Origin of the sequence: Lutimaribacter saemankumensis (genome assembly GCF_900100005.1) — a bacterium.
Taxonomy (GTDB): domain Bacteria; phylum Pseudomonadota; class Alphaproteobacteria; order Rhodobacterales; family Rhodobacteraceae; genus Lutimaribacter; species Lutimaribacter saemankumensis.
On record NZ_FNEB01000001.1, the window covers coordinates 322,014 to 336,431 of the forward strand.

General features: G+C 63.5%; 13 protein-coding genes. 11 read left to right on the top strand and 2 right to left on the bottom strand.

Annotated elements, in window-relative coordinates:
* Window positions 1–55: 55 nt before the first annotated feature.
* Together BLT50_RS01605 and BLT50_RS01610 are read right to left on the bottom strand one after the other, a co-directional pair.
* On the bottom strand, window positions 56–823 hold the full coding sequence (locus BLT50_RS01605; protein WP_090025825.1) for a carbon-nitrogen hydrolase family protein: 768 nt from the start codon (window positions 821–823) through the stop codon (window positions 56–58).
* A 21-nt stretch (window positions 824–844) separates the two neighbouring features.
* Window positions 845–2,110, bottom strand: coding sequence for a flavin-containing monooxygenase (locus tag BLT50_RS01610; RefSeq protein ID WP_090026986.1), 1,266 nt, complete (start codon window positions 2,108–2,110; stop codon window positions 845–847).
* Between the two features lie 203 nt (window positions 2,111–2,313).
* Between BLT50_RS01610 and BLT50_RS01615 the strand changes: the two genes are divergently transcribed.
* The 11 genes from BLT50_RS01615 to BLT50_RS01665 all read left to right on the top strand — a co-directional run bounded on the left by BLT50_RS01615 (window position 2,314) and on the right by BLT50_RS01665 (window position 14,377).
* A complete protein-coding gene (locus tag BLT50_RS01615) occupies window positions 2,314–3,465 on the top strand; it encodes an aromatic ring-hydroxylating oxygenase subunit alpha (RefSeq protein ID WP_090025827.1) in 1,152 nt (383 codons plus the stop codon).
* A 10-nt stretch (window positions 3,466–3,475) separates the two neighbouring features.
* Window positions 3,476–3,892: a RidA family protein gene (locus BLT50_RS01620; RefSeq protein ID WP_090025829.1), complete on the top strand. Its 417-nt coding sequence runs from the start codon at window positions 3,476–3,478 to the stop codon at window positions 3,890–3,892.
* 89 nt (window positions 3,893–3,981) lie between these two features.
* Entirely contained in the window at window positions 3,982–4,656 is a 675-nt protein-coding gene (locus BLT50_RS01625) for a DUF1028 domain-containing protein (protein WP_090025831.1), read from the top strand.
* A gap of 65 nt (window positions 4,657–4,721) precedes the next feature.
* Window positions 4,722–5,666 (top strand): LysR family transcriptional regulator, encoded by a 945-nt coding sequence (locus BLT50_RS01630; RefSeq protein ID WP_090025833.1) that lies wholly within the window; start codon window positions 4,722–4,724, stop codon window positions 5,664–5,666.
* Window positions 5,667–5,758: 92 nt separating this feature from the next.
* Window positions 5,759–7,828, top strand: coding sequence for an oxidoreductase (locus BLT50_RS01635; RefSeq protein ID WP_090026988.1), 2,070 nt, complete (start codon window positions 5,759–5,761; stop codon window positions 7,826–7,828).
* The gene (locus BLT50_RS01640; RefSeq protein WP_175491365.1) at window positions 7,825–9,162 is read left to right on the top strand and encodes a pyridoxal phosphate-dependent decarboxylase family protein; all 1,338 of its coding nucleotides are present in this window, start codon (window positions 7,825–7,827) and stop codon (window positions 9,160–9,162) included. The genes BLT50_RS01635 and BLT50_RS01640 overlap by 4 nt, the downstream gene beginning before the upstream one ends.
* On the top strand, window positions 9,159–10,298 hold the full coding sequence (gene argE / locus BLT50_RS01645; protein WP_090025837.1) for an acetylornithine deacetylase: 1,140 nt from the start codon (window positions 9,159–9,161) through the stop codon (window positions 10,296–10,298). The genes BLT50_RS01640 and argE overlap by 4 nt, the downstream gene beginning before the upstream one ends.
* 201 nt (window positions 10,299–10,499) lie before the next feature.
* Window positions 10,500–11,585 (top strand): ABC transporter ATP-binding protein, encoded by a 1,086-nt coding sequence (locus tag BLT50_RS01650; RefSeq protein WP_245723251.1) that lies wholly within the window; start codon window positions 10,500–10,502, stop codon window positions 11,583–11,585.
* Window positions 11,585–12,508: an ABC transporter permease gene (locus BLT50_RS01655; RefSeq protein WP_090025841.1), complete on the top strand. Its 924-nt coding sequence runs from the start codon at window positions 11,585–11,587 to the stop codon at window positions 12,506–12,508. The genes BLT50_RS01650 and BLT50_RS01655 overlap by 1 nt, the downstream gene beginning before the upstream one ends.
* Entirely contained in the window at window positions 12,508–13,317 is an 810-nt protein-coding gene (locus BLT50_RS01660) for an ABC transporter permease (RefSeq protein WP_090025842.1), read from the top strand. The genes BLT50_RS01655 and BLT50_RS01660 overlap by 1 nt, the downstream gene beginning before the upstream one ends.
* Window positions 13,318–13,339: 22 nt before the next feature.
* Window positions 13,340–14,377 (top strand): extracellular solute-binding protein, encoded by a 1,038-nt coding sequence (locus BLT50_RS01665; RefSeq protein ID WP_090025843.1) that lies wholly within the window; start codon window positions 13,340–13,342, stop codon window positions 14,375–14,377.
* Window positions 14,378–14,418: the final 41 nt, after the last annotated feature.

The following is a 14,418-nucleotide window of genomic DNA, read 5'->3' on the forward strand; positions in this document are numbered from 1 at the left end:
AGATCTAAAACCGTACTGTTTACCGGGCAAGTTTGCGGGCAAACCGCGCCGAAATCTAGAGATCGCGCCGATCGGCCGCCTGCGTGCTGAGCCAGGCTGGCTCCAACGCGTCCGCGACCCCGAGATCGGCAACCATCAGAACCTCGCCCCGGCCTGCCTTGCAAAGCGGCGCGCCGTCAGGGCCCACGACAACCGACTTGCCGCCATAGGACAGGTTGCCTTCGACGCCGCAGTAATTGGCATAGGCGATGGTCATGCGGTTTTCCGAGGCGCGCGCCGGCACCAGCAGGTCGGGCACGTTGTCGAATCCTGCGGGGTTTGCCGTCGGCACAAGCAAAAGCTCGACGCCCCGGGCGGCCAGTTCGGCGACGTGATGGGCAAACTCGACATCGTAGCAGATCAGCAGCGCCGCCCGGCGGCCACCCAGATCGAAAACGGTATAGCTGTCGCCCGCCGTGTAGACGTCTTTCTCCATCGGGCCGAAAAGCTGGACCTTGCGGTAGTGTCCTATCTTGCGCCCGGTGCGGTCGAAACAGCCGGCGCTGTTGAAGATGCGTGCACCGTCGCGCTCGGCCCAGCCGGTCACGAGGCCGCAGCCCGCCGCGATGCACAGGTCGGACAATCGCCTTTCCCAGGGTCCGTCCTGTGCCTCGGCAAGTTGTCGGGCAAGGTTGGGCTGGTTGTAGCCGGGCAGGAACAGCTCAGGCATGACCGCGATTTCCGCGCCGGATTGCGCGGCGGCATGCAGCACGGCGGCTATCACGTCGAACGCGCGTTCGACGTCACCCTTGGGGGATGGTGCCTGGTAGACCGCTATTTTCATGAGGATCTGCCGGAACGCTTGTCAGGCGTTTTCGGCCACCGGCTGCGCTGCATCATGATAAGCCATGTAGCCGCGTTGTATCGCGATCTGGTCGGCGATGAATTTTGCATCGTGCCACACCCCCCAGATAAAGGACGAGCCCCGCCGCGACTGCCACGGCAGGCCAAGGAAATAGATGCCCGGAACCTGCGATACCCCGCGTTGGTGGATCGGGCGGCCCTTGTCGTCGAAAGTATCGACCGCCAGCCAGCCATAGTCCAGCGCATATCCGGTGGCCCAGAGAATCGTGCCGATCCCGGCCTTTGCCAGATCGAGCGCGCGCAGCGGATCGGTCACGCAGGCGGGATCGTCGGGTATCACCCGTGCCTGCGGCTCCGGCGGCAGGTCGAGTCCGTTCGCCTCGATATAGGCATCGGCCTCGTCCAGAACCGACAGGTAGTTCCGGTCCCCGTTGCGCAGGTTGTCGGCCAGATCGGGTGCAAAGCGCATCACCCCGGCGTCATAGCCTTCGGTCATGCCGACAAGCGTCATGCCCTGGTTGGCAAGCGCGCGGAACTCGACCGTCTTGCCGCCATCCGCGCCGCTGACCGCGATCGTCACATGTTCGGTTCCGGGGCCCGGCGTTTCCGCGTTCCACTTGCCCAGCACGCCCAGCCACCAAACGAAATCCCGCCCGCGATAGCGGCGCGGCGGGCGGTCATGCGGTCCGACCGAAAGGTAGACCTGACGGCCCGCGCGCATCAGCTCTTCGGCGATCTGCACGCCGGACGACCCTGCGCCGACAACCAGAACCGCGCCCGGCGGCAATTGCGCGGGGTTCCGGTAGGCGTTGGAATGCATTTGCGTAACCGGGGCATCCGACGGGACGAGCGGCGGAATCACCGGGCGCTGAAACGGGCCGGTCGCGGCAACGACCGATTGTGCTTGGATCACGCCGGCGGATGTCTCTGCCCGGAAACCGCCCTTGCCGGCAAGCGGGGTGACATGCGTCACCTCGACCCCGCAGCGGATCGGCGCGCCGATATTTGCGGCGTAATCGACGAAATAATCCGCCACCGCTTCTTTCCCGGCGAATTCCTCGCCGCCGCAGGAAAATTCCAGGTTGGGAAAGCGGTCATGCCAGGCAGGGCCGTTGGCGACCAGCGAATCCCACCGCTCCGAGCGCCAGCGTTCCGCGATGCGGTCGCGTTCCAGCACGATATGGGGAATGCCTTGTGCGCCCAGATGCTCGCTCATCGCGATCCCCGCCTGTCCGCCACCGACAACGAGCGTGTGTGTCTTTTCCATCGCGTGCATCCTTTGCGCTGTTCCGTTGCGCAAGTTAGGCGAGTGCGGGGTATGGCCAAAACTAACAAATGGTGAAGCCTTGCTTGGGTTCTCGCTAATCACCGTTAGCCTTTGCTTAAGCACGACTAAGGCAGTCCCTGCTTTCCACCGATCGGCAAAGCGTCGATCCTGTCGCAAGCGGGACAGCGAACAGGAGCAGGGGAATGGCCAGGGACATTGCCGATGACGGCGTGATCGACGGGTTGCGCGCGGCCGCGACCGCGGATTTCGAAACCGCGCGCGCCATGCCGCCCGAAGTCTATACCTCGGACCGGTTTCTTGCGCTCGAATCCGAACATATCTTCAGCAAGGAATGGTATTGCGTCGGAAGGTCGAGCGCGCTGCCCGCACCGGGCGATTACCTGACATGCGACCTGGCCGGTCAGCCGATCATGGTGATCCGCGACAATGACGGAAACCTGCGCGCGCAATCCAATGTCTGCCTGCACCGGATGTCCACGCTTTTGCAGGGACGTGGCAATGCGGGCCGGATCGTGTGCCCATATCACGCGTGGACCTACAACCTGGACGGATCGCTGCGCGGCGCACCCGCAATGTCGCGCAACAGCGGGTTCTGCAAGGACAGCTATCGCCTGCCGCAGGTCCGCTGCGAGGAATGGCTGGGCTGGGCCTTCGTGTCGCTGAACCCCGATGCGCAACCCGTAGCCTCGCGGCTTGGCGCGCTGGAGCAGATGATCGCCGGCTATGACATGACCCGCTATTCCGAGGCATTCTTCGAGGAACATGTCTGGGACACGAACTGGAAGGTGCTGGCCGAGAACTTCATGGAAAGCTACCACCTTCCGGTCTGCCACGCCGGCACCATCGGGGGGCTGTCGAAACTGGACGAGATGATCTGCCCGCCGGGGCATGACGCCTTCAATTATCACACGATCCTGAAGGACGAGAGCCTGCGGATCGCCTGCGCCCATCCGTCGAACGACCGCCTGAGCGGGGACGACCGGCGCATGACATATCTGATCGCGATCTACCCGTCGCTTCTGATCACGCTGACTCCGGGCTATTTCTGGTATCTTTCGCTGTTGCCCAAGGGTCCGGGGCAGGTCCATATCCGGTTCGGCGGTGGCATGTCCGACGATTTCAAGGGCGATGCGGACGCAGCCGAGAATTTCCGGCAACTCAAGGCGCTGCTGGACGATGTGAACATCGAGGATCGCGGCTGCACCGAAAAGGTGTTCCGCGGTCTGTCATCGCCACTGGCGCAGGCGGGGCACCTGTCGCATCTCGAACGGCCGAATTACGATTTCGCGCGCTATCTGCTGGACCGGATCGAAACCGGGCAGGGCGCGGTATAAAGGGCAAGACATGGAACATCACAGAATACGCACGTTCAACACACGCGACACCTATCCCGAACAGAAACTGGACAACGACCTGGCACAGGCGGTCGTGACCAGCGGCGGCCGCATCGTCTGGATGCGCGGGCAATGCCCGCAAGAGCTGGACACCGCCGTCAACATCGACAGCCACGACCCGGTAGAGCAGACCCACAAGGTGATGCAGAACATCCGCCAGCTTATCGAAGAGGCGGGCGGCACAATGGAGCATCTCGTCAAGGTGGTGGTCTACATCACAGATGTGCGCCACCGCGAGGCGGTCTATCGCACGATGGGCGAATATATCCGGGGCGTGCACCCGGTTTCGACCGGGCTGGTGGTGCAGGCGCTGGCGCGCCCCGAATGGCTGGTGGAAATCGACGCCACCGCCGTCATCCCCGATTGATCGGCATCGGCGGGTCTGCGCGATACGCTTGGGATAGGTGGGGGCGTCCCTCCATCCCCTGCCAATTTTTTTTCAGCAAGAGGAAGATCATGACCTTTTCACTGGTGGCACGATGCGACGAAACGGGGATGTTCGGGGTTGCGATTTCGTCATCCTCGCCCGCCGTGGCCGCGCGCTGCGCCTATGCGCGGGCGGGTGTCGGGGCGGTTGCCTCGCAGAACGTGACAGACCCGACGCTGGGGCCGATGGCTTTGGACCTGATGGAAAGCGGTATGGGCGCGGCCGAGGCCGTGGACGAGGTCAGGCGCCGGGGCCGCTTCATCGACTACAGGCAGGTTCTGGCGGTGGACGGACAGGGCCGCACGGCTATCCATTCGGGGCCGAATTCGCTGGGCATCTGGACGCAGGCCGAGGGGCCGAACGTGGCATCCGGCGGCAACCTGCTGGCAAATGACGGCGTGCCGCAGGCGATCGTCGACGGGTTCCTGGCGGCATCCGGGCATCTTGGTGACCGACTGATCGCGGCGATGCGCGCGGGCCTTTCCGCCGGGGGCGAGGCCGGACCGGTGCATTCAGCCGGCATGATGCTGGTCGACAAGGTGCCATGGCCGGTGGCCGACCTGCGCTGCGACTGGACCGAGGATTGCCCGATCGAGGCGGTGGCCACCACCTGGGACATCTACAAGCCGCAGCTTGATGCCTATGTGCAACGCGCGCTCGATCCGCGCGCAGCACCGTCTTACGGCGCTCCAGGGGACGAATAGCCGCCGCTTGCCAAGCCCGCGCGACACGGTCAATCATGGGTCAGGAAAACGCGCGAGGTCGGTCGATGCTGAGGTATACCCTCCGGCAGCTTGAATATTTCGTGGCCGTGGGCGAGGCGGGCAGCATCGCGCGCGCCTCGGAGCGGATCAATGTCAGCTCGCCCTCGATTTCCGCCGCGATCACCCAGCTTGAACAGGAATTCGGCCTGCCGCTATTCGTGCGACAGCACGCGCAGGGCCTGTCGCTGACCCAGGCCGGGCGGCAGATGCTGGAACAGGCCCGCATCGTCCTGCGCGAGGCGGGGGCGATGATGGATATCGCGGGCGATATCGCAGGCACGGTGCGCGGGCCGATGGCAGTGGGCTGCCTTGTCACATTCGCGCAGATCGTCCTGCCGTCGCTGCGGCGCGGGTTCGAGGCGGCCTACCCGGACGTCCGACTACGCCAGCTTGAGCTGAACCAGCTTGAAATCTTCAGCGCCCTGCGCCGGTCGGAAATCGACGTCGCGCTGACCTATGACCTGGCACTTCCGGCCGACCTGCGGTTCGAACCGCTTCTCAGCCTTCCACCCTTTGCGCTGGTGGACGAAACGCACCCTCTGGCCGGCCACACGGATGTGACGGTGGAAGAGTTGAAGGATCATCCGATGGTCCTGCTGGATCTTCCGTTGAGCGCCGATTACTTCCTGTCGTTCTTCGACGAGATTGGGGTCAAGCCGCGCGTTGTGGAACGCACCCGCGACATGGCGGTGATGCGCAGCCTTGTGGCGAACGGGTTCGGCTATTCCATCGCCAATGTGCGCCCGCTCAACCCGTTGTCGCCCGATGGCAAACCGCTTCGCTTCATTCCGATCCGGGGCGCCGCGCGGCCGATGCAGATGGGATTGTTGATGGCGCGCGACGTGGAAAAATCGAGCGCCGTGCGCGCGTTCCTTACGCATTGCCGCGATGCGGTGGACGAGGGTTCGTTGCCGGGCCTGGGCGGTATCGCCGTCACAAGCGCAACTTAGCCATATCCTAAGCAGCGATTTCGCAGGCTAGTCTTTCGGTGTGGACTGGCAAAGGTATCCTTGCCGCGATCCCATGCGAACAGGAGGCGAGGTTGCGCGACCCCCGCTATGACAGTCTTTTCCAGCCGCTGAAAATCGGCCCGGTCACCGCCAAGAATCGCTTCTACCAGGTGCCGCATTGCAATGGCGGCGGGTATCGTGACCCGTCCGCCGCCGCGGCTATGCGCGGCGTCAAATCCGAAGGCGGCTGGGGCGTGATCTTTACCGAACAGTGCGAGATGCACCACACGTCGGAAATCACGCCCTTCATTGAACTGCGCCTGTGGGAGGACAAGGATATTCCGCCACTGGCCCGCATGGCCGGAAAGATGAAGGAACATGGTGCGCTGGCCGGCATCCAGCTTGCCTATTCCGGGGTGAACGGACCCAACCTTTACACGCGCGAGGTGCCGCTTGCCGTGTCGGCGATGCCGATCCGCACCTTCACCAACGATCCGCTGCAGGCGCGTGCGTTGGACAAGGAGGAAATCCGCGACCTGCGCCGCTGGTTCGTCAATGCCGCAAAACGCTCGCAACAGGCGGGGTTCGACCTGATCTGCCTTTATGGCGCGCATGGCTTCGGGATCTTCCAGCACTTTCTGAGCCGCGCCACCAACCAGCGTGACGACGAATATGGCGGCAGCCTGGAAAACCGGGCGCGGTTCGCACGCGAGGTTGTGGCCGACATCCGCGACGCGGTGGGCGATACGATGGGCATCACGATGCGCGTCAGCCTGGACGAAACCATCGGTGATCTCGGCTTTTCCAATGCCGAACTGCGCGATTTCATCGAAATGCACCGCAACCTGCCCGACATGTGGGATCTGGCCCATGGCACCTGGGAGGATTGTTCCGGCCCGTCACGCTTCAAGGAAGAGGCCGCACAGGAGGAACTGGTACGCGGTATCCGCGAACTGACCGACCGTCCCATCGTCGGCGTGGGGCGCTTTACCTCGCCCGACGTGATGGCGCGGATGATCCGGCAGGGTGTGTTGGACGCCATAGGATGCGCGCGCCCGTCGATCGCGGACCCGTTCCTGCCCAGGAAGATCGAAGAAGGCCGTATCGACGATATTCGCGAATGCATCGGCTGCAATATCTGCATCACCGGCGACATGACCATGAGCCTGAGCCGCTGCACGCAGAACCCTACCTTCATGGAAGAATGGCGCAAGGGGTGGCACCCCGAACGGATGAACGCCAAGGGCGACAGCGGAACGGTTCTGGTGGTGGGCGCGGGGCCTGCTGGTCTCGAAGCCACGCGCGCGCTGGCCGAGCGCGGCTATGACGTGGCACTGGCCGAGGCCGGGACCGAGCTGGGCGGGCGGCTGATCGGAGAACGCAAACTGCCGGGCCTTTCGGCTTGGGGCCGCGTGGTCGATTACCGGGCCTACCAGATCGGCAAGAAACCCAATGTTCAGATATATTTCAACAGCGAACTTGACGCGGAAAGCATCCTTGAATTCGGCTTCGAACATGTCTGCATCGCGACGGGTGCGAAATGGCGGCGCGACGGGGTCAGCCGTCAGCACGTCGTCCCCTTCGCCATCGACGCCGCCATGCCGCTTTTCACGCCGGATGACATCATGGCCGGGAACCTGCCAAGGGGGCGCGTGGTGATCTATGACGACGATCATTACTACATGGGCGGCGTTCTGGCCGAATTGCTGGTGCAGCAGGGGTGCGAGGTGTGCATCGTGACGCCCTCGGCCTACCTGTCGGACTGGACGGTGAACACGTTGGAGCAGCACACGATCCACAAGCGCCTGGCCGGGATGGGCGTGGAAATCGTTCTGAACCGGGGCGTGGTGGAAATCCAATCTGATCACGTGGTTACGAACTGCACTTATACCGATGCGCTGACGCCGATGGGCTGCGATGCTGTGGTTATGGTCGCCTCGAGAACCGAAACCAACGGGGTCTGGCGCGATCTGAAGGCGCGGCAGTCGGACTGGGCCGATGCGGGTATCCGGTCGGTGCGTATCATCGGCGATGCCGAGGCACCGGGGCCGATTGCATGGGCAACCTATGCCGGGCACCGCTATGCGCGCGAACTGGATATGCCGGATATCGGGGACGACCTGCCTTTCCGCCGCGAAACCGCCGAATTGGCCCCGGAATGACCGGCGGGCCGTTTCCTTTTCCCCGGCGCGCGACCGAGGCGATGTTGGCCTGGACCGGCGCGCGCATCGAACATGGCCCCGATCCCAAGCACGGGGCGCAGGCTTTCGACGTGCTGGAGCCGGTTCTCGGCGGCTCGATCACGCGCGAAGGCCGGACTCCGGACGAGGTTTTCGGACTGTTCACCGACACCATCGTGCCGTCGACCCGGCCTTTCGGGCATCCCACCAGCCTGTCCTTCGTTGCATCGGCCCCGACGCGCGCTGCGCTCAGCTTTGATGCGGCGCTGGGGGCGGCGGGCATTTTCGCGGGGAACTGGGATGGCGGCGCAGGCGCGGTCCACGCGGAAAACCAGGCGCTGCGCTGGATCGTTGACATGGCCGGCTGGCCCGACAGCGCGGGCGGGGTGTTCGTTGCGGGCGGCACGCTGGGCAACCTGTCCGCGCTGCATGCGGCCCGCGAATGGCGCGCGGCCCGCATTGCGCGCCCCGACCGCTGGGCGATCCTGTGTTCGACCGAGGCGCACAGCTCGATCCGGGCGGTTGCACGGGTCATGGACGTGGACCTGATCGTTGTCGATGCCCACGAAACCGGGCGTATGAGCGCCCAAGCCGCGGCCGATCGCCTGGAAAGCCGGGTTTTTGCCATCGTCGCGAATGCCGGCGCCACCAATTGCGGGGCGGTCGACGATATCGCCGGGCTGGCCGACCTGGCCGAGACGCACGATCTCTGGCTGCACCTAGATGGCGCCTATGGCCTTGCGGCGCTGGCCGACCCGGTTATGCGGCCGCAATTCGACGGGATCGAACGCGCCCACAGCCTGATCGTCGATCCGCATAAATGGCTGTTCGCGCCCTATGACAGCTGCGCGCTGATCTATCGCGATGCCGCGCATGGGGCCGCGGCCCACGGACAGCAGGCGGTGTACCTCGATACAGTGGACAAAAATCATTTCAATCCATCGGATTACGCGCTGCACCTCACCCGGCGGGCACGGGGATTGCCGCTGTGGTTTTCGCTGGCCGTGCATGGCACGGACGCCTACGCCGACGCGATTGCGCGCACCCGGCAGGTGGCGGAAACCATCGCGGCCGGGATCACGAAAATGCAGGGGCTGGACCTGCTGCTTGGTCCACAACTGACCGTTATCCTTTTCAGACCGACCGCCATGACCGAAGACGAAATGATCGCCTGGGCCGAAGGGCATCGCCGCTCCGGCGCGCTTTTGTGCCTGCCCACGCGCTGGCGCGGCGAGATGGTGTTCCGCCTGTGCATCGTGCATCCTGAAACCGACGCCGAATGGGTGCTGAACATCCTGAAGACTTTGACCCGATGACATCGACCCTCGATATCCTCGACCGGCTGATCGGCTATGACACGGTCAGCGCGCGCTCGAACCTTGCTCTGATCGATTATGTGCAGGATTACCTGTCGTCGCGGGGATTCAAGCTGGAACGTGTCACCGACCCGACCGGGGAAAAGGCAGGGCTGTTCGCCAGCATCGGACCGGCGGGTTCGGGGATCATGCTGTCGGCCCATACCGATGTCGTTCCCGTCGATGGCCAGGAGTGGACCCGTCCGCCCTTTGCGCTGACGCGCGAGGGCGACAGCCTTTTCGGACGTGGAACAACCGACATGAAGGGGTTTCTCGCCGCGATGTTGAACGCCGCCGACCAGGCTGCGAAGGCCCCGTTGAAAGAGCCGCTGAAGCTGGCGATCTCCTATGACGAAGAGGTGGGCTGCCTCGGCATCGCCCACATGATCGACCGTCTTGCGCCAACCATCGGCCTTCCACGCGCCTGCATCGTGGGCGAACCCACCGGGATGCAGGTGGCCATCGGGCACAAGGGCAAGCAATCCCTGCGGGTGAAATGCCGCGGGCAATCCGGCCATTCTGCGCTGGCGCCGCGTTTCGTGAACGCGCTGCATCTGGGTGCAGATGTCGTTATTGCGATGCGCACGTTGCAGGACTGGCTGGCCAGCCAAGGCGCGCGCGACACGGCCTATGACGTGCCCTACAGCACCGTGCATGTCGGCCGGATGACCGCCGGCACCGCGTTGAACATCGTGCCCGATCAGGCCGAACTGCTGATGGAGTTCCGCCACCTGGCCGAGGACGACCCGGCAGACCTCCGCGCCCGGATCGAAGCGGACCTCGCGCGTATCGCGTCGGATTATGGCGGTGGTGCGCGGATCGATGTCGAGGAGATCGCGGCCTATCCGGGCCTGTCGACCGATCGCGGGGCCGCATTCGTCACGGAAATGCAGGCGATCACCGGCTTTAACAAAACCACAAAGGTCGCCTTCGGGACCGAGGCGGGGTTCTTCGATGGCCTGGGCATCGACACGGTCGTATGCGGGCCCGGTTCGATGGAAGGTCAGGGGCACAAGCCCAACGAATACATCACCCTCGATCAATTGCAGGCCTGCGATTCGATGCTGACACGGGTGGTCGAAGGATTGTGCCGGTGATGCAGCTTGGCGAGGTGCCGAAAATATGGGCACGGCGCCCGATTATGCGGCGCATTGATCCGGCGCGGCGCATGGGTCTTTCGATTGCGCCTTTGCAGGCAGGGTTAGGGAAAAACGAAGTCCGAATGAGGAAACCGCGTATTCTGCCATGGGGATGCGGTTTCTATTCTCGTTCGCACGACAAGCGCGGGGACATGCCAGGTGGCGACTGACGGAACTATTGCGATCGATGTGCGCGATGCGGTGAAACGCTATGGCGATTTCACGGCGCTCAAACGGATTTCGCTGTCGATCCGCGACAACGAGTTTTTCACGCTTCTTGGCCCGTCCGGTTGCGGCAAGACCACGCTTTTGCGGATGATCGCGGGCTTCGAGGATGTGACCGAAGGCGCGATATTTCTGTTCGGTGACGAGATCGAAACCCTGCCGCCCCACAAACGCCCGATCAACACGGTGTTCCAGGACTATGCGCTGTTCCCGCATATGACCGTGATCGACAATGTGGGCTTTGGCCTGGAAATGCGCGGCAAGTCGAAATCCGATGCGCGCAAGAGGGCGGGCGAGGTGCTGGAAATGGTGCAGCTTTCGCAATTCGCAAACCGCAAACCGGCGCAACTGTCGGGCGGGCAGCAGCAGCGCGTGGCACTGGCCCGCGCGCTTGCCCCGCAGCCCAAGGTTCTGCTGCTGGACGAGCCGCTTTCGGCGCTGGACCTGAAACTGCGCAAGGCCATGCAGATCGAGCTCAAGCACCTGCAGCGCGATACCGGCATCACCTTCATCTTCGTCACGCACGACCAGGAAGAGGCGCTGACGATGTCCGACCGGATCGCGGTCATGTCGTCCGGCGAATTGCAGCAACTGGGCGATGCGCGCGACATTTATGAACGCCCGCGCAACATGTTCGTGGCCGATTTCATAGGTGACACCAATCTGTTGTCTGTCACGGTGAACCGGGTCGAAGGCCAATCCGCAACCTGTCGTCTGGCGTCCGGCCACCAGATCGCCTGTGACGCGGTCGAAGGCATCGCTCCGGGGGCGTATGTGCATATGTCGATCCGTCCCGAACGCCTGTACCTGTCCGAGCCGGGCGACGGCTACCTGTCCGGCACTGTGCTGGAAAACATCTTCGTCGGCACCGACATCACCACCATCGTCGAAATCTCGCCCGATCTTCGGCTGACGGTGCGCACGTCGAATTCGGACCGTGGCGCCCAGGGCATATTCGCGCCCGGCACGGCTGTCGCCGTCCACCTGGAGCAGGGGGCTGGCCGCCTCCTGGCCGACTGATGGCGGGGGGTGGCACAGCAGGTGGCGGTCCACGCACCGACACCTACGCCCCCGTGCGCCTGTGGCTGTTGCTGCCGGCCTGGGTCTCGTTGACAATTCTCGTTCTGGCGCCGGTCAGCATGATGCTGGTCTATTCCTTCCTGACCAAGGAATTCCGCGGCGGCGTGATCTGGGAGTTTTCCCTGTCGGCCTATGACCAGTTCTTTTGCAATCGCGGCCTTTTCGGCGACGAACCCTGCAGCATCGAATGGACTTACCTGCTGATATTCTGGCGCTCGATCTGGCAGGCGGGGGCGGCCACGCTTCTGAGCCTCGCCATCGGGTTTCCAACCGCCTATTTCATCGCCACACGGCCCGCGCGGCAGCGCGCTTTGTGGGTGTTCCTGATCACGATTCCCTATTGGGTGAACCTGCTGATCCGCACCGTGTCGATGAAGTTCCTGCTCCGCGATCAGGGCCCGCTGAACGATGCGCTGCTCGGTCTTGGCATCCTGTCGGAACCGCTGTCGATCGTAAACACGAACCTCGCGGTGCAGTTGGGCCTGTTCTATTCCTACCTGCCGTTCATGGTACTGCCGATCTACGCGGCGGTGGAACGCTACAACTTCTCGCTGTCCGAGGCGGCAGCCGATCTTTATGCGCCGCGATGGGTGATCCTGCGGCGCATCGTGATCCCGGCGGTAAAGCCCGGTATCGTGGCGGGCTGCATCCTTGTCTTCGTGCCCTCGCTGGGGTCGTTCCTGGCGCCCGACCTTCTGGGTGGGGCCAAGACCTTCATGATCGGGTCGCTGATCGAAGAGCAGTTCAAGGGCAATGCCGGCAACTGGCCGTTCGGGGCGGCGGCGTCGATGATCCTGCTGACGATGGTGCTGATCCTGCTGCTGATCTTCGCCCGGCAGCAGGCAAGGGCGGGCAACGGCTGATGGCGGCGCGGTCGTATAACCTGCGGGTCTATCCCGGCTTTCGCGCGGTCACGCTGCTGTGCCTGTTCGTGCTTTACGCGCCGCTGGTGGTGGTGACGATCTACAGCTTCAACGCCTCGCAATCGATCACCAACTGGGAAGGCGTCAGCCTGCGCTGGTACGCGGATGTGTTCACCGGTCCCGAAAGCGAAAAGTTCAAACTGGCGGCGCGCAATTCCTTCGTGATCGCGCTGATCGCGGCAAGCGTCGCCACCACGATCGCCACGCTTGCGGCGACGGCGATCATTCGCGGCGGGCGGTTCCGCCTGCGCACGTGGTCCTTCGGGCTGATTTCGTTGCCCTTGATGGTGCCGGAAATCGTGACCGCCGTGGCGACGCTGATCTTTTTCAACGCCATCGGGTTCGATCGCGGCCTGCTGACGATCCTGCTGGCGCATATCGCGTTCTGCATTCCCTTTGCCTACCTGCCGATTTCGGCCCGGATGCAGGGGATCGAGGCCAGTTACGAACAGGCCGCGCAGGATCTCTATGCCACGCGGCGCCAGGCATTCACCCGGGTGCTTTTGCCGCTGATGATGCCCGGCATCATCTCGGGGTTCATCCTCGCGTTCATCGTATCGCTGGACGATTTCATCATCACCAATTTCGTCAAGGGCGCGGGCGTGGAAACCCTGCCCACGGCGATCTTCGGCGCGGTGAAACAGGGCATAAAGCCCAATATCATGGCCATATCCACCATGCTTCTGGGCGTGTCGGTGGTGATGGTCGCCCTGTCCTGGCTGATCAGCCGCAGGGACAACACCAAATAACCCAACAGACGGAGAGAAGATCATGAAGAAACTGCTGCACACAACGGCGCTGGCCGCGGCGCTTGGACTGACCGCGGGCGCCGTCATGGCCGAAGGCAAGCTGGTGATCTATCACTGGTTCGAATACATCCCGCAGGAGCTGCTGGACAAGTTCGCCGCCGAGAATGATGTCGAAATCGTCATGGACACCTATGACAGCAACGAGGCGCTTCTGGCTGCCCTTAAGGCCGGGGCCATCGGCACCTACGACGTTGCGGTGCCCGGCGACTACATGGTCAAGATCATGGCCGGCGAGGGCCTGCTGGACACCATCGCCGAAGGCGAGCTTGCCAACAAGGGCAACATCCAGCCCGAATGGGCCGATCCGTCGTTTGATCCGGGCCGCGCGCATTCGATCCCGTATCAGTGGGGTTCGACCTCGTTCGCGGTCAATCGCGATGCCTACAAGGGCGATATCGGCACCACCGACATCCTGTTCAACCCGCCCGCCGAACTGTCGGGCAAGATCAACATGCTCGACAGCCAGGGCGAGGTTCTGGCGATGGCGGCGCTGCATATGGGCATCCCGCAATGCAGCCAAGACCGTGAACAGCTCAAGGCTCTGAACGCCATGCTGCAGGACGCCAAGGCGCATTGGGCGTCGTTCAACTCGGACACAGCAAAAGAAGTGCTGGTGTCGGGTGACGCGGCAGTTGGCCAGATCTATGACGGGTTCGCCGCCAAGGCCCGCGCCGAGGGCGCCAATATCGAATACGCCTTCCCCAAGCAGGGCTACATCGTGTGGATGGACAACGTCGTGCTGCTCAAGGACGCGCCGAACCGCGACAACGCGATCAAGTTCATGGATTTCCTGCTCGAGCCTGAAAATATCGCCGCCGTAACCAACTATGCGCGCTACAACGCGGGTGTGTCGGGGGTCGAGCCGTACCTCGATCCGACGCTGGCCACCCAGCCGGAATCGAACCCGCCGGCGGATGCGGGTGCGGGCGTCTTCATCGAGGTCTGCGATCAGGCCACGCAAGAGGTCTATGACCAGATCTGGACCAACCTCAAGAAATGACGGGGCAGGGCGGCGCCATGGTGTTTTGGCGCCGCCCGCGT